At 56.7% G+C, this 21,562-nt stretch carries 23 protein-coding genes; 15 read left to right on the top strand and 8 right to left on the bottom strand.

The window, feature by feature from the left end:
• Positions 1-8: 8 nt before the first annotated feature.
• The 9 genes from thpR (at position 9) to panD (ending at position 7,076) form a co-directional block, all read left to right on the top strand.
• Positions 9-536 (top strand): RNA 2',3'-cyclic phosphodiesterase, encoded by a 528-nt coding sequence (gene thpR / locus AABB92_RS15840; protein ID WP_046289201.1) that lies wholly within the window; start codon positions 9-11, stop codon positions 534-536.
• A gap of 11 nt (positions 537-547) precedes the next feature.
• On the top strand, positions 548-1,252 hold the full coding sequence (sfsA, locus tag AABB92_RS15835) for a DNA/RNA nuclease SfsA (protein ID WP_031375734.1): 705 nt from the start codon (positions 548-550) through the stop codon (positions 1,250-1,252).
• A 248-nt stretch (positions 1,253-1,500) separates the two neighbouring features.
• Complete coding sequence (gene dksA / locus AABB92_RS15830) at positions 1,501-1,956, top strand: RNA polymerase-binding protein DksA (protein WP_031375735.1); 456 nt, start codon at positions 1,501-1,503, stop codon at positions 1,954-1,956.
• Between the two features lie 73 nt (positions 1,957-2,029).
• Positions 2,030-2,956, top strand: coding sequence for a tRNA glutamyl-Q(34) synthetase GluQRS (gluQRS, locus tag AABB92_RS15825; protein WP_046289200.1), 927 nt, complete (start codon positions 2,030-2,032; stop codon positions 2,954-2,956).
• Positions 2,957-2,995: 39 nt separating this feature from the next.
• Positions 2,996-4,414 carry a polynucleotide adenylyltransferase PcnB gene (pcnB, locus tag AABB92_RS15820; protein WP_206108874.1) on the top strand — a complete coding sequence of 473 codons (1,419 nt, stop codon included), beginning with the start codon at positions 2,996-2,998 and terminating at the stop codon, positions 4,412-4,414.
• On the top strand, positions 4,411-4,896 hold the full coding sequence (folK, locus tag AABB92_RS15815) for a 2-amino-4-hydroxy-6-hydroxymethyldihydropteridine diphosphokinase (RefSeq protein WP_031375737.1): 486 nt from the start codon (positions 4,411-4,413) through the stop codon (positions 4,894-4,896). The genes pcnB and folK overlap by 4 nt, the downstream gene beginning before the upstream one ends.
• A gap of 83 nt (positions 4,897-4,979) precedes the next feature.
• Positions 4,980-5,774 carry a 3-methyl-2-oxobutanoate hydroxymethyltransferase gene (gene panB / locus AABB92_RS15810; RefSeq protein ID WP_031375738.1) on the top strand — a complete coding sequence of 265 codons (795 nt, stop codon included), beginning with the start codon at positions 4,980-4,982 and terminating at the stop codon, positions 5,772-5,774.
• Between the two features lie 15 nt (positions 5,775-5,789).
• Positions 5,790-6,644: a pantoate--beta-alanine ligase gene (gene panC, locus AABB92_RS15805; RefSeq protein ID WP_031375739.1), complete on the top strand. Its 855-nt coding sequence runs from the start codon at positions 5,790-5,792 to the stop codon at positions 6,642-6,644.
• A gap of 51 nt (positions 6,645-6,695) precedes the next feature.
• Positions 6,696-7,076 carry an aspartate 1-decarboxylase gene (gene panD, locus AABB92_RS15800; protein ID WP_031375740.1) on the top strand — a complete coding sequence of 127 codons (381 nt, stop codon included), beginning with the start codon at positions 6,696-6,698 and terminating at the stop codon, positions 7,074-7,076.
• A gap of 60 nt (positions 7,077-7,136) precedes the next feature.
• Here panD and AABB92_RS15795 read toward each other — a convergent pair whose 3' ends face one another.
• The 3 genes from AABB92_RS15795 to AABB92_RS15785 form a co-directional block, all read right to left on the bottom strand.
• Entirely contained in the window at positions 7,137-8,150 is a 1,014-nt protein-coding gene (locus AABB92_RS15795; protein WP_046289199.1) for an acyltransferase family protein, read from the bottom strand.
• Between the two features lie 435 nt (positions 8,151-8,585).
• On the bottom strand, positions 8,586-9,356 hold the full coding sequence (locus tag AABB92_RS15790) for an ABC transporter permease (RefSeq protein ID WP_031375741.1): 771 nt from the start codon (positions 9,354-9,356) through the stop codon (positions 8,586-8,588).
• Entirely contained in the window at positions 9,353-10,279 is a 927-nt protein-coding gene (locus AABB92_RS15785; RefSeq protein ID WP_031375742.1) for an ABC transporter ATP-binding protein, read from the bottom strand. Before AABB92_RS15785 ends, AABB92_RS15790 begins: the two co-directional genes overlap by 4 nt.
• Positions 10,280-10,387: 108 nt before the next feature.
• Here AABB92_RS15785 and can point away from each other — a divergent pair, with 108 nt between their 5' ends.
• Positions 10,388-11,041, top strand: a complete 654-nt coding sequence (can, locus tag AABB92_RS15780; RefSeq protein WP_031375743.1) for a carbonate dehydratase — start codon at positions 10,388-10,390, stop codon at positions 11,039-11,041.
• A gap of 73 nt (positions 11,042-11,114) precedes the next feature.
• Here can and hpt read toward each other — a convergent pair whose 3' ends face one another.
• Positions 11,115-11,651, bottom strand: coding sequence for a hypoxanthine phosphoribosyltransferase (hpt, locus tag AABB92_RS15775; RefSeq protein ID WP_046289198.1), 537 nt, complete (start codon positions 11,649-11,651; stop codon positions 11,115-11,117).
• A 235-nt stretch (positions 11,652-11,886) separates the two neighbouring features.
• Between hpt and AABB92_RS15770 the strand changes: the two genes are divergently transcribed.
• Positions 11,887-13,170 carry a cystathionine gamma-synthase family protein gene (locus tag AABB92_RS15770; protein WP_031375744.1) on the top strand — a complete coding sequence of 428 codons (1,284 nt, stop codon included), beginning with the start codon at positions 11,887-11,889 and terminating at the stop codon, positions 13,168-13,170.
• A 1-nt stretch (position 13,171) separates the two neighbouring features.
• Here AABB92_RS15770 and cueO read toward each other — a convergent pair whose 3' ends face one another.
• Complete coding sequence (gene cueO / locus AABB92_RS15765; protein ID WP_046289197.1) at positions 13,172-14,758, bottom strand: multicopper oxidase CueO; 1,587 nt, start codon at positions 14,756-14,758, stop codon at positions 13,172-13,174.
• 180 nt (positions 14,759-14,938) lie between these two features.
• On the opposite strand from cueO, the gene AABB92_RS15760 reads away from it, so the two are divergent.
• The 3 genes from AABB92_RS15760 to speD all read left to right on the top strand — a co-directional run bounded on the left by AABB92_RS15760 (position 14,939) and on the right by speD (position 17,095).
• The gene (locus tag AABB92_RS15760) at positions 14,939-15,286 is read left to right on the top strand and encodes a YacC family pilotin-like protein (protein ID WP_009092068.1); all 348 of its coding nucleotides are present in this window, start codon (positions 14,939-14,941) and stop codon (positions 15,284-15,286) included.
• Between the two features lie 107 nt (positions 15,287-15,393).
• Positions 15,394-16,257, top strand: coding sequence for a polyamine aminopropyltransferase (gene speE / locus AABB92_RS15755; RefSeq protein ID WP_046289196.1), 864 nt, complete (start codon positions 15,394-15,396; stop codon positions 16,255-16,257).
• Positions 16,258-16,285: 28 nt separating this feature from the next.
• Entirely contained in the window at positions 16,286-17,095 is an 810-nt protein-coding gene (gene speD, locus AABB92_RS15750) for an adenosylmethionine decarboxylase (RefSeq protein WP_046289219.1), read from the top strand.
• 59 nt (positions 17,096-17,154) lie between these two features.
• Here speD and AABB92_RS15745 read toward each other — a convergent pair whose 3' ends face one another.
• The 3 genes from AABB92_RS15745 to dtnK are packed head-to-tail and all read right to left on the bottom strand — an operon-like array spanning position 17,155 to position 20,218.
• Positions 17,155-17,916, bottom strand: a complete 762-nt coding sequence (locus tag AABB92_RS15745; protein ID WP_046289195.1) for a DeoR/GlpR family DNA-binding transcription regulator — start codon at positions 17,914-17,916, stop codon at positions 17,155-17,157.
• Between the two features lie 6 nt (positions 17,917-17,922).
• Positions 17,923-18,903 carry a D-threonate 4-phosphate dehydrogenase gene (locus AABB92_RS15740; RefSeq protein WP_031376678.1) on the bottom strand — a complete coding sequence of 327 codons (981 nt, stop codon included), beginning with the start codon at positions 18,901-18,903 and terminating at the stop codon, positions 17,923-17,925.
• Positions 18,896-20,218 carry a D-threonate kinase gene (gene dtnK / locus AABB92_RS15735; RefSeq protein WP_031376679.1) on the bottom strand — a complete coding sequence of 441 codons (1,323 nt, stop codon included), beginning with the start codon at positions 20,216-20,218 and terminating at the stop codon, positions 18,896-18,898. The genes AABB92_RS15740 and dtnK overlap by 8 nt, the downstream gene beginning before the upstream one ends.
• 186 nt (positions 20,219-20,404) lie before the next feature.
• Here dtnK and AABB92_RS15730 point away from each other — a divergent pair, with 186 nt between their 5' ends.
• Entirely contained in the window at positions 20,405-21,556 is a 1,152-nt protein-coding gene (locus AABB92_RS15730) for an iron-containing alcohol dehydrogenase (protein WP_046289194.1), read from the top strand.
• Positions 21,557-21,562 lie beyond the last annotated feature (6 nt).

Raw genomic sequence — 21,562 nt, 5'->3', positions numbered from 1 at the left:
AGAGCGCCATGTCGACCCAACGCTTATTTTTTGCCATCAGCCTGCCTGACGCGATGCAGCAACAGCTGGTGCGCTGGCGGGCCGATACCTTTTCCGCCGAGGCGGGCCGCCCGGTAGCCGCCGCCAATCTGCACCTGACGCTGGCGTTTCTTGGCGAGGTGACGCCAGAGACCGCACAGCGGCTGCAAACCCTGGCGTCGCGCATTGTACAGCCGGCGTTTGATCTTGATCTGGATGACGCCGGTCACTGGCCACGTCCCGGCGTGGTGTGGCTCGGCTGCCAGCGCGCGCCGCGCGGTCTGTTGCAACTGGCCAGCCTGTTGCGAGCGCAGGCCGCCCGCCACGGCTGTCATCAGAGCCCGCAGCCGTTTCATCCGCACATCACGCTATTGCGACAGGCAACGCAGCCGGTCGCCCTGCCGCCACGCGGCTTTCACTGGCGCTTTCGCGTCGCGCAGTTTTCCCTGTTCGCCTCTGACTTCGCTCAGGGCCGGACCCGCTATCGTGCGCTGGCCAGCTGGCCGTTACAGCCTTAATCAGGACGCTTATGGATTTTTCTCCGCCCCTCAAACCCGCTCGCTTGATCGCCCGTTACAAGCGTTTTCTGGCCGATGTCGAAACCCCCTCCGGCGAGATCCTGACGATTCACTGCGCCAATACCGGTGCCATGACCGGCTGCGCCACGCCAGGCGATCGGATCTGGTACTCCACCTCAGACAACCTGACGCGAAAATACCCGCACAGCTGGGAGCTGACCGAGACACAACAGGGCCACTGGATCTGCGTCAATACCCTGCGCGCCAATCAGCTGGTGGCTGAAGCGCTCGATCAGCAACGCTTGCCCGAACTGGCCGGTTATCAGCAGCGACAGGCAGAAGTGAGATATGGCAGTGAAAAAAGCAGAATTGATTTTCTGCTCAAGGCGCAGGACCGACGCAACTGCTATATTGAGGTGAAATCCGTAACCCTTTTACATGAAGGAAAAGGTTATTTTCCGGATGCGGTGACGGTTCGGGGACAGAAACATCTGCGCGAGCTGGCTATGGTCGCGGCAGAAGGTCATCGGGCCGTTTTGTTGTTTGCCGTTCTGCACTCGGGGATTGAGGACGTTTCCCCGGCGCGTCACATTGACGTGGCTTACGCAGAGCAACTGGTCCAGGCGCAGCGGGAAGGCGTGGAGGTTTTAGCGTATCAGGCGGGCTTATCCGCAGCGGGCATGTTTCTTAAAACGCCGCTTAACGTAAGCTTGTAATATCTTTTGCAATTTTATGTGATAAGAATGTTCTATGCTAAGGCCCGATTACGCTGTTCCTCACAGGCTTGTCAAGGTGTGTTCACGAATAATTGCCAACCTTGACTGCTTCTGTTATTTATAGCGGCCTGTTTTTTTCCCCAATGGGGGATCGATGTACCCCGTAGATGTCAAACAGCAGGCTAGCAGCAACGCACCTGCAAGACGAAAGTCGAAGGGTATAGTGCGTGTTATCCAGGAGAAACAACATGCAAGAAGGGCAAAACCGTAAAACATCGTCCCTGAGTATTCTCGCCATCGCTGGGGTGGAGCCTTATCAGGAGAAGCCGGGCGAAGAGTATATGAACGACGCGCAGCTGACCCATTTTCGCAAGATTCTGGAAGCCTGGCGTAATCAATTGCGGGACGAAGTCGATCGTACCGTATCGCATATGCAGGATGAAGCTGCCAACTTCCCGGACCCGGTTGACCGTGCCGCGCAGGAAGAGGAGTTCAGCCTGGAGCTGCGTAACCGCGATCGCGAACGTAAACTGATCAAAAAGATCGAGAAGACGCTGAAGAAAGTCGAAGATGACGACTTTGGCTATTGCGATTCCTGTGGCGTTGAGATCGGTATCCGCCGTCTCGAAGCGCGTCCAACGGCCGATCTCTGCATCGACTGTAAGACGTTAGCAGAAATTCGTGAGAAACAAATGGCCGGCTAATGCCGCGTCCAGCACGTTGCCACGCAGGGGAACACCAACCGGTTTTTCCGCTGCGTGGTCACGTTTAACGCCTATGACCGCCTCCTGCATTGGTCGCTTCGCCCCCTCCCCGTCTGGTGAACTTCATTTCGGCTCGTTGATTGCTGCGTTAGGCAGTTACCTGAGCGCACGTGCTCAGCAGGGTATCTGGCGGGTACGGATTGAAGATATCGATCCGCCACGTGAAGTGCCGGGCGTAGCCTCGCGTATTCTGCATCAGCTGGAACATTACGGGTTAACCTGGGATGGCGAGGTATTGTGGCAGTCACAGCGCCATCAGGCTTACCGCGACGCGCTGGCCTGGCTTCAGCAGCATCGTCAGAGTTATTTCTGTACCTGTACCCGTCGTCGCATTCAGCAGATCGGCGGTTTCTATGATGGCTACTGCCGCGATCGGCAGCGCGGGCCGGAGAATGCCGCCCTGCGTTTGCGGCAGCATAACCCGGTCCTGGCGTTTGACGATCGGTTGCGCGGCCACGTGCAGGCGGACCCGCGACTGGCGCAGGAAGATTTTATCATTCACCGGCGCGATGGCCTGTTTGCCTACAACCTGGCGGTGGTGGTCGACGATCATTTTCAGGGCGTCACCGAAGTCGTTCGCGGGGCGGATTTGATTGAGCCTACAGTGCGGCAGATTGCGCTTTATCAGCAGTTTGGCTGGCCGGTCCCTGACTATCTGCATTTACCGCTGGCGCTGAATCACGACGGCAATAAGTTGTCGAAGCAGAATCATGCGCCATCACTGCCGGATGGCGATGCCCGGCCGCTGTTAGTCGCGGCGTTACGCTTCCTCGGACAGCCGGTTTCCAGCGGCTGGCAGGACTTAACACAGGACAAACTGCTGTCTGACGCGGTGTCGCAGTGGAATATCGCTTTGATGCCCCAGGACAACGCCCTGAAACCGGATGCAGAGACAACAGCATTCTCAAATGGTTCTCAACAGGCTATGATTAGCCGCTGATTTTACCTACACCCTTTTACGCCACTGTCGAGGTGTCCCATTTTTACCCGAGTAGCTAATTTTTGCCGGAAAGTCCTGAAGCGTGATGAAGAGGAAGCCCCTGCAGAGGTTGAACCAGAGAGTCATATGACCATCATTCCTCGTGAAAGCCACACCATCTCACGCAAAGACATCAGCGAAAATGCCCTCAAAGTGCTCTATCGCCTGAATAAAGCCGGTTATGAAGCCTATCTGGTAGGCGGTGGCGTGCGCGATTTGCTGCTGGGGCAAAAACCCAAGGATTTCGATGTCACCACCAACGCCACGCCAGAGCAGATGCGCAAGCTGTTCCGCAACTGTCGCCTGGTTGGCCGCCGTTTTCGTCTGGCGCACGTGATGTTTGGTCCGGAAGTGATTGAAGTTGCTACCTTCCGTGGTCACCACCAGGTGGAAGAGAGCGAAGACGATCGCAACAGCTCGCAGCGCGCCCAGAGCGGCATGCTGCTGCGCGACAACATTTTCGGCACCATCGAAGATGATGCCCAGCGCCGCGATCTCACCATCAACAGCCTCTACTACAGCGTCGCCGATTTCAGCGTCCGTGACTATGTTGGCGGTCTGCAGGATCTGCAACAGGGCATCATTCGTCTGATTGGCGATCCGGAAACCCGCTATCGCGAAGATCCGGTGCGGATGCTGCGCGTTGCGCGCTTTGCCGCCAAACTCAACATGAGCATTGCGCCGGAAACGGCTGAGCCGATCCCGCGTCTGGCCTCGCTGCTGCGTGATATTCCGCCCGCGCGCCTGTTCGAAGAGTCGCTTAAGCTGCTGCAGGCTGGCTACGGTTACAGCACCTATCTCAAGCTGTGTGAATACCAGCTGTTCCAGCCGTTGTTCCCGACGCTGGCGCGCAACTTCACCGAGCAGAGCGACAGCCTGATGGAGAAGATGCTAGCTCAGGTGCTGAAAAACACCGATAACCGCATCCACAACGACATGCGCGTCAATCCGGCCTTCCTGTTTGCGGCGATGTTCTGGTATCCGCAGCTTGAAGCGGCCGAACGCATTGCGCAGGAAAGCGGCCTGACCTATTTTGAAGCCTTTGCGATGGCGATGAACGATACGCTGGATGAAGCCTGTCGTGCGCTGGCGATCCCGAAACGTATCACGTCGCTGATCCGGGATATCTGGCAGCTTCAGTTACGCATGTCGCGTCGCCACGGTAAACGTGCCTGGAAACTGATGGAGCATCCTAAGTTCCGCGCCGCGTATGACCTGCTGGCGTTGCGCGCTGAAGTGGAGAATAACCCGGAACTGCTGCGCCTGAGCCAGTGGTGGGGTGAATTCCAGGTGGCGGCACCGCCACACCAGAAAACCATGCTCAACAACCTTGGCGACGATCCGGCACCGCGGCATAAATCACGCCGTCCACGCCGTCGTCCTTCGGCACCGCGTCGCGATAATCAAAACGCCTCATGACCCGGGTTTACCTCGCGTTAGGCAGTAATCTGGCCGATCCGCTGCATCAGGTTGATGCAGCGCTGAGCGCACTGGATGCGTTGCCAGAGACGCAACGCATCGCCACCTCGCCGTTCTATCGCACGCCGCCCTACGGCCCACCCGATCAGCCTGACTTTCTTAACGCCGCCGTGGCGCTGGAGACCGGGCTGAGCGCGGAGGCGTTGCTGGATCATACCCAGCGGATTGAGCGGGAGCATGGCCGGGTGCGCAAGGCAGAGCGCTGGGGTCCACGCACGCTGGATATCGACGTGATGCTGTTTGGCGACGCGGTGATTAACAGCGATCGCCTGATTGTGCCGCACTATGACCTGCTGAACCGCGCCTTTATGCTGGTGCCGCTGCTGGCAATCGCACCCGACGCCACGCTGCCGGATGGCCGGGCGCTCAGCGCCGTGCTTGCCACGCTGGATAGCAGCGCTATCCGTCTCTGGCACGCCTGAGCACACAATCACACATCTTCGATTCCGCTCTTTAACGCTATCCAGTAAACTGCGCCCATCAGAATTTCTGAGTTGAGAGCGCCATGAAACCCACCACAATGTCCCATCTGCGTCAGTGGAAAGCCGACGGCAAAAAATTCGCCACGCTGACCGCCTACGATTTCAGTTTTGCCCGCCTGTTTGCCAACGAAGGCATTCAGGTGATGCTGGTTGGTGATTCCCTCGGCATGACGGTGCAGGGCCACGATTCCACCCTGCCGGTCACGGTCAGCGATATCGCCTACCATACTGCCGCCGTCCGGCGCGGCGCGCCACAGGCGCTGCTGCTGGCCGATCTGCCATTCATGAGTTATGCCACACCACAACAAACCTTCGACAATGCCGCACAGCTGATGCGTGCCGGTGCCAACATGGTGAAGCTGGAAGGCGGAAGCTGGCTGGCAGAGACAGTACAGATGCTGACCGAGCGTGCGGTACCGGTCTGCGGGCACCTTGGTCTGACGCCACAGTCGGTCAATATCTTTGGCGGCTACAAGGTTCAGGGCCGGGATGAGGCAGGCGCAGAGCAGCTGATGACCGATGCGCTGGCGCTGGAAGCGGCGGGTGCACAGCTGATGGTGCTGGAGTGTGTACCGGTTGCGCTGGCTCAGCGCGTAACCGCTGCCCTCTCCATTCCGGTGATCGGCATTGGGGCCGGCAACGTAACCGATGGGCAGATTCTGGTAATGCACGATGCGCTGGGCGTGACCGGCGGGCATATCCCCAAATTTGCTAAAAACTTCCTCGCCGCGACCGGCGATATCCGCGCCGCGATTCGCCACTATATCGCCGAAGTCGAAGCCGGAACCTACCCGGCGGCAGAGCACAGCTTCCAGTAATTCAGGAGAGTAACCGTGTTGATCATTGAAACGCTGCCGATGCTGCGCCGTGAAGTGCGTCGCTGGCGGCAACAAGGTAAGCGCATCGCGCTGGTGCCCACCATGGGCAATCTGCACGAAGGACATTTAACGCTGGTCGATGAAGCACGTTCGCGCGGCGACATCGTAATCGTCTCCGTCTTCGTCAACCCGATGCAGTTTGATCGCGCTGACGATCTGGCGCGCTATCCGCGTACCCTGCAGCAGGATTGCGAGAAACTGAACCGCCATCAGGTTGATGTGGTGTTCGCCCCGTCACCGGCTGAGGTCTATCCGCACGGCCTGAAGAATCAGACCTTTGTTGAAGTGCCGGTGCTCTCTTCGCTGCTGGAAGGGGAAACCCGCCCCGGTCATTTTCGCGGCGTGGCAACCATTGTCAGCAAGCTGTTTAACCTGGTTCAGCCGGACATTGCCTGTTTCGGTGAAAAGGATTTCCAGCAGTTGGCTATCATTCGCAAGATGGTGGCTGACATGGGCTTTGACATTGAGATTGTCGGCGTGCCTACGGTGCGCGCCAAAGATGGCCTGGCGCTGAGTTCGCGTAATGGCTACTTAACCGCTGACGAGCGTAAGCTGGCGCCTGCGCTGAGTCAGGTAATGAATCAGATGGCGGCGCGGCTGGCTAACGGCGAGCGCCACATTGAAGAGATCATCGAAGCGGCCAATCAGACGCTGCTGGAGCGGGGATTACGCCCGGATGGCCTGGCCATCTGCGATGCGGAAACCCTGCAACCGCTGACGGTTGACAGCCAGCGCGCCGTGGTACTGATGGCGGCCTGGCTGGGTAATGCCCGTTTAATCGATAATCAAACTGTCGACCTGACGCAGTAAGCTGCATCCGCTGAAGGTCATTTTATTTCTCGTCTGACAAGGTTTCTGGCTATGATTCGCACTGTATTACAAGGCAAGTTGCACCGCGTGAAGGTTACGCAGGCGGACCTCAACTATGAAGGCTCCTGTGCTATCGATCAGGACTTCCTTGATGCGTCCGGCATTCTGCAATATGAAGCGATTGATATTTACAACGTCACCAACGGCCAGCGCTTTTCGACCTACGCCATCGCCGCTGAACGTGGCTCCAAAATCATTTCGGTCAACGGGGCGGCAGCGCGCTGCGCCTGTGAAGGCGACATTCTGATCATCTGTTCCTACGTGCAGGTCGAGGATGCGGAAGCGCGCCAGTGGCAGCCTAAAGTGGCCTACTTTGAGGGCGATAACCAGATGAAGCGGCTGGCGAAAGCGGTGCCGGTGCAGGTTGCCTGATCGAAAAAAGGGCCGCCGATCAGCGATCGGCGGCCCTTTTTTTTGCTGACCTGACGGTCGTTACACCGGTTTAGTGGCGAGCGATTTAGACGGCTTTTTCATGGTAAACAGGAAGTTGAACCAGCCACGTTTTCTCAGCAGACACAGCGTCCACGGCAGCGCCAGCGCCACCAGAAAAGCGGAGATAAACTTCAGGTCGTTTACCCAGGCTGACGGGCTTTCAAATTTCACAATCTTACTGAAGAACTGAATCGCCAGATAATGCGACAGGTAAAAGACGATTGAGTTGACCCCGATGTAGTAAACCAGATCCGACTTCAGCTTCAGCGCAATCCAGACAAAGAACGGCACCGACAACAGCGCCAGCGGCGACAGTAAAGCCGGCGAGTTGGTCTCCAGCACAAAGATATTCAAGCAGGAGAGCAGCACAAAGCTTAACAGTGAAATAAATAACGTCGGGCCATGCTGCACTTTATCCGCAATATCGACCTGTTTTCTTACCACGTAGTCACCGAGGTAGAAGAAAACGAACAGGTAGAACGACTTATTCACGTGGGTGTTATCGAAGCTGGCGAATACGCTGTCAGGATCGATCGCCGGAAGGCCCCAGCTCAGCCCCATACAAACCGCAAACACCAGCAGGAACGGCAGGTGACGGGCAAAGATAATCACCACAAAGAAAATAAACAGCGACTGCAGGAACCATGTCATATCGCCCCCGCCCGTCAGGTGGGACAGAATGATATTCAACGGTGACTGCGGCGTATTGGCCATTGAGCTAAAGACGATCTTTAACCCGCCATAAATAATCACCCATACCACGAAAGGATAGAGGATGCTGCGGATCTTATTATTAAAAAAGGGACCCAGGCCTTTTCTTAATCCCGCATCGACAAATAAACCTGAAACGAAAAACATCAGTCCTAATCGAACTGGTGCAAGCATTTCATTTAACAGGCTACTGAAGGCGGTAAAGTGTCCGGCATTATTATGCACGGCGATAGTGCTATGCAAAAAAATGATTGCGAGAATACTCAATCCCCGCAGATTATCGATCCACGTAATACGATTCATCTTTTCCTGCCTTTTAATTAAGACTGGCCCTGATTTACCGGCCATCTTTCTTACTGAACTCTCAACATTCCCCCATTTCCATCCATGATCAAGGAAATAACGTTAATCTGACGGTATTTTGCTAACTCGGCTTCAATTAAACAACAGCCAGCTATTCATCCAATTCCTAAAAATTTTTTAACTGAGTTAAATCAGCGCGATATAAAGGAAGCAGGGGTTATTATCAGATAATACTTAGGGTTATTTTATTGCCAGTACCGCGGAGACTGGCATTAATGCCAGCAGCAGAGGAAGAATAATCAGCCGGGGTGGGATTAAGATGTTATTAAAAGGTTAAATTAGATACCGGCCGCCAGCTTAAATCGGCCAGTCTTTATACGGTCAAAAAAAAGCCACGCCGTTTTCACCGCGTGGCTGATTTGTTGAGAGCGGCAATCAGGTACGTAATCCGCGACCGCGCTGAATCAGGGTATATACCAGACCATAGAACACCACGATAAAGGCAATCAGCACCGACAGAGTAAATACCAGTGGCACGTCGTTAATACCGAGGAAGCCGAAACGGAAACCGCTGATCATATAAACGATCGGATTAAGCTTCGAGACCGCCTGCCAGAAAGGCGGCAGCAGCGTCAGGGAATAGAATACCCCGCCGAGATAGGTTAACGGCGTCAGCACAAAGGTCGGGATCAGGCTGATGTCATCAAAAGTCCGGGCGAAGACTGCATTCAGCAGGCCGGCCAGCGAAAACAGCACCGCGGTCAGCAGCAGCGTCACCGCCACCATGGCCCAGGAGTGGACATGGAACGGCACAAAGAACAGCGAAATGGCGGTAACCAGAATGCCGACGCAGACGCCACGCGCTACCCCGCCGCCCACGTAACCGGCGATGATAATGTGGGTCGGCACCGGTGCGACCAGCAGCTCTTCAATATTGCGCTGGAACTTGGCGCTGAAGAACGACGAGGCCACGTTGGCATAGGCGTTGGTGATCACCGCCATCATGATCAGACCCGGCACGATGAACTGCATATAGCTGAAACCGTGCATCTCACCAATCCGCGAGCCGATCAGGTTACCGAAGATGATGAAGTAGAGCGTCATGGTGATCACCGGTGGCACCAGCGTCTGGATCCAGATGCGGGCAAAACGGTTGATCTCTTTGGCCCAGATGCTCTTCAGCGCCACCCAGTACAAATGTGTCATGCTTTTGCTCCTGTTTTTCCCTGCGTCAGGCCGACGAACAATTCTTCCAGACGGTTGGCTTTGTTACGCATACTCAGCACCTGCACGCCCTGCGCGCTGAGCTGGCTGAACACGCTGTTCAGACCCTGCTCCCGTAACACTTCCACTTCCAGCGTCGAGGTATCCACCAGACGATACTGGAAGCCTTCCAGCGTCGGTAACGGACTGCGCGGCGCCAGATCGAGGATGAAGGTTTCCGATTTAAGCTTGGAGAGCAGTTCTTTCATTGAGGTGTTCTCGACCAGTTCCCCGCTCTGAATAATGCCGATATTGCGGCACAGCATTTCTGCCTCTTCCAGATAGTGGGTGGTGAGAATAATGGTGGTGCCCTTGGCGTTGAGATCTTTCAGGAACACCCACATTGAGCGTCGCAGTTCGATATCAACCCCGGCGGTTGGTTCATCGAGGATCAGCAGCTTAGGTTCATGCATTAACGCCCGGGCGATCATCAGACGGCGCTTCATGCCGCCAGAGAGCATCCGCGCCCGTTCGCTACGTTTTCCCCACAGATCGAGCTGCTTCAGGTACTTTTCCGCCCGCTCATTGGCTTCGCGACGTTCGACGCCATAGTAACCCGCCTGGTTAACTACGATTTGCATCACCGTCTCAAACGGGTTGAAGTTAAATTCCTGCGGCACCAGACCGAGCTGGCGTTTGGCGTTGACCACATCTTTTTCCAGATCGTAGCCAAATACCCGGACGCTGCCGTCAGATTTGTTGACCAGCGAACTGATAATACCGATGGTGGTTGATTTACCGGCGCCATTCGGTCCCAGCAGTGCATAAAAATCACCGGCCTCAACGTTAAGATCGATACCCTTCAGCGCCTGCACGCCGCCGGGATAGGTCTTGGTCAGCCGGGAAAGTTCCAGTGCATAAGTCATTCCGAATCCATACCCTGTTTTGATGGCAATTTAATGCCGTTTAAATTTGTGAAGCCTTCGCCTATAGTACGCGCACGCACTCTGCGCAGTAACCGGTCGCTCAACGCCATGACAGATATCGATACCCTGATCAGTAATAACCGTGAATGGTCCAAATTACTGGTCGAAGAAGATCCCGGCTTTTTTGAGCGGCTCGCCCAGGCTCAGAAACCGCGCTTCCTGTGGATTGGCTGTTCTGACAGCCGCGTCCCCGCCGAACGTCTGACCGGACTGGAACCGGGTGAACTGTTTGTCCACCGCAACGTCGCCAATCTGGTGATTCACACCGATCTCAACTGTCTTTCCGTGGTGCAATACGCCATCGAAGTGCTGGAAGTTGAACACGTCATTGTGTGTGGTCATTATGGCTGCGGCGGCGTGCAGGCGGCGATGGATAACCCGGAACTGGGGTTGATCGACAACTGGCTGCTGCACATCCGTGACCTCTGGTACAAGCATAGCGTGTTGCTGGGGGAACTCCCGCCGGATAAACGTCTGGATAAACTGTGCGAAATCAACGTCGTTGAACAAGTCTATAACCTGGGACACTCGACCGTGCTGCAATCTGCCTGGAAACGCGGGCAGAATGTCTCACTGCATGGCTGGGTTTACGGCATTCAGGACGGCTGCCTGCGTAACCTTGATGTTACGGCAAACAGCCGCGAAATCCTTGAACAACGCTACCGTCACGGCATCGCTAATCTGTTGAATAGCGATAAATAAGCGGAGTCAGGCGCGACACAGCCTACACGAAGCAGGCGGTGCTGGCCTTGGAAGAATGTGCGGTGCGCTGTACTCAGGATTCGATCGGCACCACTTTGCCGATATACGGCAGATGGCGATAGTGCTGCGCATAGTCGATACCAAACCCAACCACGAACTCATCCGGGATGGCAAAGCCGACGTACTCAACGTTGACCTCTACTTCACGGCGTTCCGGCTTATCCAGCAGGGTACAGATCGCCAGTGATTTTGGCTGACGCAGCTGCAGGATTTCGCGCACCTTACTCAGAGTGTTGCCGGAGTCGATGATATCTTCGACGATCAGCACATCTTTGCCACGGATATCTTCATCCAGATCTTTCAGGATTTTCACATCGCGGCTGCTGGACATGCCGCTGCCGTAACTCGACGCGGTCATAAAGTCGACTTCGTGCGGGACATCAATCGCGCGGCACAGGTCGGCCATAAACATAAAAGAGCCACGCAGCAGCCCCACCAGCACCATATCGCTGCCGCTGTCACGGTAATGGTCGTTAATCTCTTTGCCCAGTTCAGCGATGCGCGCGGCGATTGCCTGTTCAGGGATCATCACTTCAACAGTGTGTTTCATTGCTTTCAGCCCGGTTACGTCAGAAAAGCCACGAAGTCTATCATAGAGAGTAGCGCGGCGGCTGCGCCAGCCTTAAAGCAAACGATACCGTGGTGAAAATTATTGCGCCCCGGCGAGGGGCGGTGCAAATGCGCATTACCTTAGAACTTTCTGGCATTTACCAGCATGATTCGCTGCATGGTAGCCTTTATCCAACATATCGTTACTCCACTCGTGCCGCTGGCCGGAGATCTCAATGACTTCATCATCAAGTAAAAAAACCCACATCGGCGATCGCCCGCTGCATCCTGAAACCCAGATGCTGAATTACGGCTATGACCCTCGCCTCTCTGAAGGCGCGGTAAAGCCGCCGGTGTTTCTGACCTCAACCTTTGTGTTTGACAGCGCTGAAGAGGGACGGGATTTCTTTGACTATGTGTCAGGCCGGCGTGAACCGCCAGAAGGCAAATCGGGTGGACTGGTCTATTCGCGGTTTAACCATCCCAACAGTGAAATCGTTGAAGATCGGCTGGCGGTCTATGAGCAGGCGGAGAGCTGTTCGCTGTTCTCTTCCGGTATGTCAGCAATCGCCACTACCCTGCTGACCTTTGCCCGGCCGGGTGAGGTTATTCTGCATTCTCAGCCGCTGTATGGCGGTACCGAAACGCTGCTGAGCAAGACGCTGCACAATCTGGAGATTAAGGCGGTCGGCTTTAGCGACGGCAATGACGAGGCCAAAGTGCGGGAGGCGGCGCAGCAGGCGATGGCGCTGGGTCGGGTAGCGATTATCCTGATCGAGACGCCGGCCAACCCGACCAATAACCTGGTGAACATCCGTCTGATGGCGCGGATCGCCGATGAGATCGACCAGCAGCAGGGTTCACGTCCGATTATCGCCTGCGACAACACCCTGCTCGGCCCGCTGTTTCAGCAGCCGCTGACGCTGGGCGCGGACCTGTCGCTCTACTCGCTGACCAAATACGTTGGCGGCCATTCCGACCTGATTGCCGGTGCGGCGATGGGCAGTAAAAAGCTGATGGGGCAGGTCCGGGCGCTGCGCAGTGCTATCGGCACTCAGCTCGATCCGCACTCCAGCTGGATGATCAGCCGATCGCTGGAAACGCTGTCGCTACGAATGGAGAAAGCGTTTCACAACGCCGAAGCGGTGGCCGCCTTCCTGCGCGATCATCCTAAAGTGGCGAAACTGCACTGGCTGCCTTATCTGGATGAAGCGAGTGCAGAAGGCAAAACCTACCGCGAGCAGTGCAGCGGAGCCGGTTCGACCTTCTCGTTTGATATAGCTGGCGGCCAGCAGGCAGCCTTCCGTTTTCTCAACGCCCTGTCGCTGTTCAAGCAGGCGGTCAGCCTTGGCGGCACCGAGTCGCTCGCCAGCCATCCCGGCAGCACCACGCACTCCGGTGTGCCGCAGGCGGTGCGTCAGCGTATCGGCATCACTGACGCCACGGTGCGGCTGTCGATTGGTATTGAGAACGCGGGTGACCTGATTGAAGATATCAGGCTGGCGCTGGATCAGGCCTGATTTAGCTGACGGTGAACCCGAGCATCATGCCGGTATCTTCATGCTCCAGCAGATGACAGTGGGCCATATAGGCATGTTCGGCGGCGGCGACGTAACTGAAGCGCACCAGCACTTCACTGCGCCAGCCGTCGACATTCACCATGTCTTTCCAGCCCTGACGATGCGGCGCCGGTGGTTTGCCGTTCTCTGACAGGATACGGAACTGCGTACCGTGAATATGGAACGGATGCAGCATCGCGTCACCCTCGCCGGAAATGGTCCATTGTTCCGTTTCATCCAGTTTTACCGCGAATGACGGCTGGGTCATATTGAATGCCTGGCCGTTGATCTTATTGCCGCTACGGAAATCGTAACCGGCCGGTTGCGCCATGCCGTGCATGCTGTGATCCATCGGCTGATCGTGACTGACCACCGGTTTATCGTGCGCCATCGGCATCGTAGGATGACCGCCTTTGCCCATCGCCTTGTCACCGTAGCGCTGCATCAGCGCCTGCATCCCCTGCTGATCCAGCTGAGGATCCATCATCAGTTGTAGCCAGCGACTGGTCAGCCCCTCGGTTTTCGGCAGCGGCGGCAGCGTTGCCAGCCGATCCGGCAGCGTGCCGCTGGCCATCACCCGCAGCGGTAAAATCTGCACCAGCGGCAGCGGTTGATCGAACGGTGCCAGCGTCATGCCCATCTGCCCGACCGGCAGAGTCACCAGATCAAAAGCCTTACCATCCCCGGTATCGATCATCACTTCAAAGCGCTCGCCCGGCAGCATCGGCAGTGATTCCAGCCTGACCGGCTCTGCCAGCAGTCCGCCATCACTGGCGATGACATAGAGTGGACGCCGATCGCTGGCGGCGATGTCCAGCGAACGGGCATTGCAGCCGTTGAGTAAGCGCAACCGCAGCCAGCCGCGCGGTACGGCTTGCTGCGGATATTGCACGCCATTGGTCAGCATCATGTCACCAAACCAGCCGACCGCAGCGCGCATCACGTCCAGCTGGTAATCGATGCGGCTGCCATCCTGGGTCAGCTGTTTGTCCTGAAAGATCAGCGGTACGTCATCCGCGCCCCACTGAGTAGGCAGCCGCAGTTTGCCGATCTCGTTATCTTCCAGCAGGATCAGCCCCGCCAGTCCCTGTGCCACCTGATGACCGGTTTTCCCGTGCAGATGCGGATGATACCAGCAGGTTGCTGCCGGTTGATCGGGCGTGAAAGAGACCTGCCGGGTGTCGCCAGCAGCGATGCTGGCCTGCGGCCCGCCGTCAACCGCGCCAGGGATCTCCAGCCCGTGCCAGTGCAGCGTTGTCGCTTCATTCAGCCGGTTATGAATGTTCACCGTGGCGGGCTTGCCGCTTTGCAGCCGGATCGCCGGACCGAGCAAATTGCCGTTATAGCCCCAGGTCGGCACCGCTTTGCCATTCCACTGACTGGTACCCTGCATCGCGGTCAGCGTGTACTGGCCGTTAGCATCCGGCGTCAGCAGCGAGGGAACGGGCAGCAGCGGGCGGCTGGCGGCCATCAGCGAGCGGCTCCAGAGCGGCAGCGCCCCGGCGGCACTCAGGGCGGCGGTGAGTTTCAGGAAATGGCGACGTTGCATGGTGATCATCCTTGTGGCATGAGAGCAGACAGCCTAAACCCTGACCTTATGGGAAGGTCAAGTGTTACCCGCCAGAATGAGCCGAAAAAAGCCGGAGAGCCGCACGGTACGGCAAATTAATCGAAAACCTGATAGCAACTGTGCTAACGTCATTAACAATATCCATTGAAGAGAACGATTATGAAGCAAAGCATTAAGATCCTGCTGCTGACGGGACTCCTTGGCTTCTCCTCCACCAGTTTTGCCCTGAGCGAATCCGAAGCGGAAGATCTGGCCGATCTGACGGCGGTGTTCGTCTATCTGAAAAATGATTGCGGCTATCAGGATCTGCCGGATGCGCAGATTCGTAAAGCGCTGGTGTTTTTTGCTCAGCAGAACCGCTGGGATTTAAGCAACTACAGCAATTACAACATGAAGGCGCTGGGTGAAGAGAGCTATCGTGACCTGAGCGGCATCGCCATCACTAACGATAAAAAATGCAAGTCGCTGGCGCGTGATTCGCTGAGTCTGCTGGCCTACGTCAGATAACCCTCTCCCCTCTCTTCTGCTGGACATTTGACCGTGCAACCACGGTCAGAGTTAGCTATGATGTGCCGCCCATTTTCATGGCGATGTCATCAGAGGAGAGCCCCACCATGGCCCAAAATGAAATGTGGTATGAAACCCTTCATGCCGGTTTTGGCCAGTATTTCACGATTGATAAACAGCTCTATCGTGAGAAAACTGCGCATCAGGATTTAATCATTTTCGAAAATGCCGCGATGGGTCGCGTGATGGCGCTGGACGGTGTGGTACAGACCACCGAGCGCGACGAATTTATCTATCATGAAATGATGACCCACGTTCCTCTGCTGGCGCACGGTGCGGCGAAAAGCGTGCTGATTATCGGCGGCGGTGATGGCGCAATGCTGCGCGAAGTGTCACGTCATCCGCAGATCGAAAAGATCACCATGGTGGAGATTGATGCGGGCGTGGTGACGTTCTGCCGTCAGTATCTGCCGAACCACAGCGCCGGTGCCTATGACGATCCGCGCTTTACCCTGGTGATCGACGACGGGGTTAACTTTGTTAACCAGACCCGCGAAAAATTCGATGTCATCATCTCGGACTGCACCGATCCGATCGGTCCTGGCGAAAGTCTGTTTACCTCAGAATTTTATGCCGGCTGCAAAGCGGCCCTTAATGAAAATGGCATCTTTGTGGCGCAGAATGGCGTCTGCTTCCTGCAGCAGGACGAAGCGGTCAACAGCCATCGCAAACTGGGTCACTATTTTGCCGATGTCAGCTTCTATCAGGCGGCGATTCCGACCTATTATGGCGGCATCATGACCTTTGCCTGGGCCAGTGACAATCCGGCGCTGCGCCAGCTCGATAGCGCGACGTTACAGGCGCGTTTCGAGGCCGCTGGCCTGACCTGCCGTTACTACACACCGGCAATCCATACCGGCAGTTTTGCCCTGCCGCAATATCTGTTGAATGCGTTATCCGCCACGCGCTGATGGCACATTTCTAAGGGGGTGAGTGAAATTGCAAAAGCTAAAACTACATGGCTTCAACAACCTGACTAAGAGCCTGAGTTTTTGTATTTACGATATTTGCTATGCGAATACTGAAGCTGAACGTGATGGTTATATTGCCTATATTGATGAGCAATATAACGCCAACCGTCTGACCGAAATTCTGACCGAGACCTGCTCGATCATTGGTGCCAACGTGCTGAACATTGCGCGCCAGGATTATGAGCCGCAGGGCGCGAGCGTCACCATTCTGGTCAGCGAAGAACCGATCGATCCGAAAGATATCGATAACTCGGAACACCCTGGCCCGTTACCGAATTCGGTGGTGGCCCATCTGGATAAGAGTCATATCTGCGTACACACCTATCCGGAAAGTCATCCGGAAGGCGGACTGTGTACCTTCCGCGCCGATATTGAAGTCTCTACCTGCGGCGTGATTTCACCGCTCAAAGCGCTGAACTACCTGATTCACCAGTTGGAATCTGACATCGTCACGGTCGATTACCGGGTGCGCGGGTTTACCCGTGATGTGAAGGGGATGAAGCACTTTATCGATCACGAAATAAACTCGATCCAGAACTTCATGTCGGAAGATATGAAAGCGATGTATGACATGGTGGATGTGAACGTTTATCAGGAAAACATCTTTCATACCAAGATGTTGCTGAAAGAGTTCGATCTGAAGCACTACCTGTTTAATACCAAACCTGAAGATCTCAGCCCACAGGAGCATAAACGGATTACCGACCTGCTGTGGAAAGAGATGCGTGAAATTTATTACGGCAGAAATATCCCGTCTGTGGGTCTGAAGACGCTGTAATCCTTGCGGGCGGCGCGCTGTGTCTGGCAGCCGCCGCTTACCGTTGTTGCCGCTGGCGGTTATGCCGTCAGCAACAAGCCGATCCCACGCTCCCGCAGCCCATGCCGGGCAGCCTCTTCCAGCCGCTCATCGGTCACAATATCGGTCAGGCTCTCCAGCGGCGCGGCGCAAAACAGCGACCAGGAACCATATTTACTGCTGTCCGCCAGCAACACCCGACGCCCGGCATTGGCCAGCAGATCGTGCTTCAGCCCGGCTTTCTCCTCGGTTGGAGTAGTAATGCCGCGCTCAAGGCTCCATGAATTACAACTGACAAAGGCGATATCCGGATTGATGCTGCGCAACAGTCGACGGCCATGTTCGCCAATACAGGACTGGCTGGAGTCGTCGATGCGGCCACCGATAATCGTTACCTCAATCTGCCTGAATTCCGATAAAAACAGCGCAATGTGCAGATCGGCGGTAATCACCCGCAGCGGCAGATGGGTCAGCTGGCGCGCCAGTTCCAGCATAGTAGTACCGGCATCCAGCACCACCGCGTCGCCCGCCTGAACAAAGCTGGCAGCACAGGCGGCTATCGCCTGCTTTTCCGCCAGATTACGCTGCATTTTTTCCAGCGTGGTCGGCTGCGTAGGAATGAACCGGTTGAGGGTGACGCCGCCATGACTGCGGCTGATCACCCCTTCTTTATCCAGCTTAATCAAATCACGTCGAATCGTGGCCGGCGAGGCGGAAATCGCACTGACCAGTTGCTCAACAGTCACCAGATTATGGCTTTTCAGGTAATCCATAATCTGGTCAAGACGGCTCTGTCCCTTCATATTTCCCTATGCGAGCTGCATCGCGAGTTTGATAGAGATCGCCATGCTCTCAGACTTCGCTTTACCTGTCCAGGCGATATCAAACGCCGTGCCGTGGTCCGCCGAGGTGCGGATAAACGGCAGGCCCGCAGTGATGTTCACCCCATCGTAGAATCCCAGCAGCTTCAGCGGAATGTGTCCCTGATCGTGGTACATTGCCACCACCATATCGTACTGCCCTTCCTGACATTGCAGGAATACCGTATCCGGTGGACAGGGGCCCGACACCGCGATGCCCTGTGCTTTCATTGCCGCAATCGCCGGGGCGACCGTAGTCATTTCCTCATCACCAAACAGGCCATTTTCACCGGCGTGCGGATTGACGCCCGCCACGGCGATGCGCGGCTGGGTAAAGCCGACCCGACGCAGGAAGGTGTCCGCCATGCCGATCACCGTCTCAATGCGTGAACGGCTCAGGGTATCGAGGAATTTACGCAGCGCGATATGGGTGGTGACGTGAATGACCTTCAGCTTATCGGTATAGAGCACCATGGCGTAATCCTGAGTGCCGGTCAGGTGCGCCAGCAGTTCAGTGTGACCCGGATAGAGATGACCCGCCGCGTGCAGCGCCTCTTTGTTGAGTGGCGCGGTGGCAATAGCTTGTACCTCGCCCGCCAGCGCCAGTTCGGTGGCGCGCTTCACGCAGCGCCACGCCAGATCGCCCGCCTGCTTCTGCACCATACCTGGCTTTAGCGCTTCAGGATCGGCTAACGGTTCATCGATCACGTTAATGATGCCGGGCGCAAAGTGGGCCGATGCCACCCGATCCACAATCCGCAGTTCCGCCTGTGGCGTAATGTTCATCGCCATAATCCGCCGCAGCGTCGCAGCGCAGCCGACAACCACCGCTGGCACGCCATTCAACTCACCTTCCAACAGCGATTTGATAATGATTTCCGGGCTGATGCCCGCCGGATCGCCCATGGTGACCGCAATAATTTTACTCACTCGACTTCTCCTCAATAAAACCAATGGCTGCTACCAGGGTGTTTTCATCACCAAAGCCACCGGCTTTGGTCATCACCGGCAGGGTAAATTCACTGTTAAGCAGAACCCCGTGCGGCACACAGCCCGCCACCAGGCCCTGAATCTGAAATCCGCTGGCACCCAGAGCCTGAGCGACGGCAATCGCCACGTCGCCGCCAGACAGATAGAGCGCATGCGGGAGCTGGCTGTCACACAACGTGCGGGTCATCTCACCGAGCAACTGACAAATCGCTTCGCCCAGTTGCTGGCGCGTCAGCTGAAACTGCTGGCAGAGCATTTCAATCTCATGCCGCTGTGAAGCATGCTGACAGGTGCGGATCACCGTATGTCGTCCCTGACGTAGCGCCGCTGTGGCTTGTCCCAGCCAGTCCGCTGCATCGGGCCAGGCGGGCTGGCGGAACAGCTGACGGATATCAACATCCACCACCGTCACCTGCCGCTGGGTCGCCAGCGTGGCGATCTGCTGCTGTGCGCGGCTGCTCATCGAGCCGATAACCGCCAGTACCGGTCGTGCTGCGTGGACACCTGCGTCAACCGCCGTACCGCTAACTCTCCTTTCCGCCGATGACGACGGCGCAGGCCGGGCGGCGAGATGGCGGCCCAGTGCCTCGCTTAAGCCTGCCGCACCCACCAGCAGCGGTTTTTCACTCAGCCGTGCCGCGGCTGCCATCAGGCGAGCCAGGTCAGTGTCGTTTTCAGCATCGACCACCAGCACGCCGCGGGCGTCCGTTAAGCGCTGCTCAAGCCGATCGCTGCGCAGGGTGGCGAGATCGATCTGATCCCCGTCGATGTGCAGTTGCTGAAGCACGCTGGCGCTGACGATGGGGGTTTTGGGATCGCTGGCAAATTCGGTATCCGTCAGCAAACGATCGCCAAGCCAGACCTGACCGGCACGCGTAGTGCGGCCGAGGTACGGCACGGCCGGTGCTACCAGCGCCAGACGTTTACCGCTGGCTGCCAGCGCCGCCCGCAGTTCAGCAGCGACATTGCCCCGCAGCGTGGAGTCGATCTTTTTAAACAGCCAGCCCTGCGCAATCTGCGGAGCGTAGTGGCCCACCGCCTCAGTGATCCGCTCTGCCGCCACCACGGGCGTGACTGCCCGACTGTCGGTGCTGATTACCCAGACATCCGCTGCCTCGCTATCTGCAGGCGTCGTTGGGCTGAACAGCACCTGAACCCGGGCACCGGCCTGTGCCAGCCCACTGCCTGCATCATTGGCTCCGGTAAAGTCATCGGCGATGACCACTACCGGGGTTTTCCACCATGACGAACTCATCGTCTCTCCTGTCAGGCTATTGCCGCTGCAATTGATTATATTCAATCATGATTGATTATATGTGAGCAAGATCAAATTAATCGAAATCGATATGTCCTATAAAATTAGCCACAGCAAGGGGATTACGTCAGCGTTACTCTGAGCGATATCAATCATTGCTTCAGAAATTACCAACAAGGGTGTGAGATGAATATCAACAGCACGGTGATCAGCGGCTATCAGACGTTGAACGACATGCGCTATCTGCTCGACGGCATCACGACAGCGTTAGTGGTAACCGATAACAACATTGAAGCCATTCCCGCCGTGCAGGCACTGGTGGGACAACTCCGGCAGCAGATCCCCGGACTCAGTGTGGTGAACAGCGTTCCGCCAGAGCCAGGTCAGCATGATGTGGCGGCGATTGTCAGCGCCCTGCCAGCGCAGGAGGTTGAACTGGTGATTGGCATCGGCGGCGGCAGCGTGCTGGATGTCGCTAAGCTGCTGTCAGTGCTGTGCGCCGGGGATGCGCCGTCACTGGATGCGCTGCTGGCAGGCGAGAAACCGCAGCGCCGCGTTCGCTCGCTGTTGATTCCGACCACCGCCGGGACCGGCTCGGAGGCCACGCCGAATGCGATTCTGGCGATTCCGGAGAAACAGACCAAGGTTGGCATTATTTCACCGGTGATGTTGCCCGACTGGGTCGCGCTGGTGCCGGAACTCACCACCAGCATGCCGCCGCATATTGCTTCATCCACCGGGATTGATGCGCTGTGCCATCTGATTGAGTGCTTCACCGCCACGGTCGCCAATCCGGTGAGCGATAACTATGCGCTGATCGGCATGAAGAAGCTGTTCGCCAGCCTCGAAACCACGTTACGTGAACCACACAATTTAGCGGCGCGACTGGAGATGCTGTGGGCCTCATACTACGGTGGTGCATCGATTGCCCACGCCGGGACGCACCTGGTCCACGCCATGTCCTACCCGCTCGGCGGCAAATATCATCTGCCGCACGGCGTTGCCAATGCCATTCTGCTGGCCCCCTGCATGCGCTTTGTCCGGCCCGCGGCGGTGAGCAAATTTGCTCAGGCTTACGATCTGCTGCCCGAGGCTGATACCGGCTTAAGCGAGGAGCAGAAATCTCATGCGCTGGTCGATTACTTCAGCGCACTGGTTCAGCGCCTGCAGCTGCCGGCCAGCCTGGAAGCGCTGGGCATCAGCCCGGATCACCTGCCCTATTTAGTCGATGCGGCGCTCGACGTGCAGCGCCTGATGAAAAACGTGCCGCTGGCCGTGACGGCGGACGATGTGCGCGCAGTCTACCTGACGCTGTTTCCTTCTCACCCGGCGCAATGAGGATTG

The organism is Pantoea brenneri (genome assembly GCF_038594305.1).
GTDB classification, from domain to species: domain Bacteria; phylum Pseudomonadota; class Gammaproteobacteria; order Enterobacterales; family Enterobacteriaceae; genus Pantoea; species Pantoea brenneri.
Note: the sequence above shows the minus strand (reverse complement) of the source record. Positions and strands in the feature narration are given on the sequence as shown.

Coding starts and splice junctions, on each gene's coding strand:
- thpR (WP_046289201.1), top strand. CDS start 9: ATGTCGACCCAACGCTTATTTTTTGCCATCAGCCTGCCTGACGCGATG.
- sfsA (WP_031375734.1), top strand. CDS start 548: ATGGATTTTTCTCCGCCCCTCAAACCCGCTCGCTTGATCGCCCGTTAC.
- dksA (WP_031375735.1), top strand. CDS start 1,501: ATGCAAGAAGGGCAAAACCGTAAAACATCGTCCCTGAGTATTCTCGCC.
- gluQRS (WP_046289200.1), top strand. CDS start 2,030: ATGACCGCCTCCTGCATTGGTCGCTTCGCCCCCTCCCCGTCTGGTGAA.
- folK (WP_031375737.1), top strand. CDS start 4,411: ATGACCCGGGTTTACCTCGCGTTAGGCAGTAATCTGGCCGATCCGCTG.
- panB (WP_031375738.1), top strand. CDS start 4,980: ATGAAACCCACCACAATGTCCCATCTGCGTCAGTGGAAAGCCGACGGC.
- panD (WP_031375740.1), top strand. CDS start 6,696: ATGATTCGCACTGTATTACAAGGCAAGTTGCACCGCGTGAAGGTTACG.
- AABB92_RS15795 (WP_046289199.1), bottom strand. CDS start 8,150: ATGAATCGTATTACGTGGATCGATAATCTGCGGGGATTGAGTATTCTC.
- AABB92_RS15790 (WP_031375741.1), bottom strand. CDS start 9,356: ATGACACATTTGTACTGGGTGGCGCTGAAGAGCATCTGGGCCAAAGAG.
- AABB92_RS15785 (WP_031375742.1), bottom strand. CDS start 10,279: ATGACTTATGCACTGGAACTTTCCCGGCTGACCAAGACCTATCCCGGC.
- can (WP_031375743.1), top strand. CDS start 10,388: ATGACAGATATCGATACCCTGATCAGTAATAACCGTGAATGGTCCAAA.
- hpt (WP_046289198.1), bottom strand. CDS start 11,651: ATGAAACACACTGTTGAAGTGATGATCCCTGAACAGGCAATCGCCGCG.
- AABB92_RS15770 (WP_031375744.1), top strand. CDS start 11,887: ATGACTTCATCATCAAGTAAAAAAACCCACATCGGCGATCGCCCGCTG.
- cueO (WP_046289197.1), bottom strand. CDS start 14,758: ATGCAACGTCGCCATTTCCTGAAACTCACCGCCGCCCTGAGTGCCGCC.
- AABB92_RS15760 (WP_009092068.1), top strand. CDS start 14,939: ATGAAGCAAAGCATTAAGATCCTGCTGCTGACGGGACTCCTTGGCTTC.
- speE (WP_046289196.1), top strand. CDS start 15,394: ATGGCCCAAAATGAAATGTGGTATGAAACCCTTCATGCCGGTTTTGGC.
- AABB92_RS15745 (WP_046289195.1), bottom strand. CDS start 17,916: ATGAAGGGACAGAGCCGTCTTGACCAGATTATGGATTACCTGAAAAGC.
- dtnK (WP_031376679.1), bottom strand. CDS start 20,218: ATGAGTTCGTCATGGTGGAAAACCCCGGTAGTGGTCATCGCCGATGAC.
- AABB92_RS15730 (WP_046289194.1), top strand. CDS start 20,405: ATGAATATCAACAGCACGGTGATCAGCGGCTATCAGACGTTGAACGAC.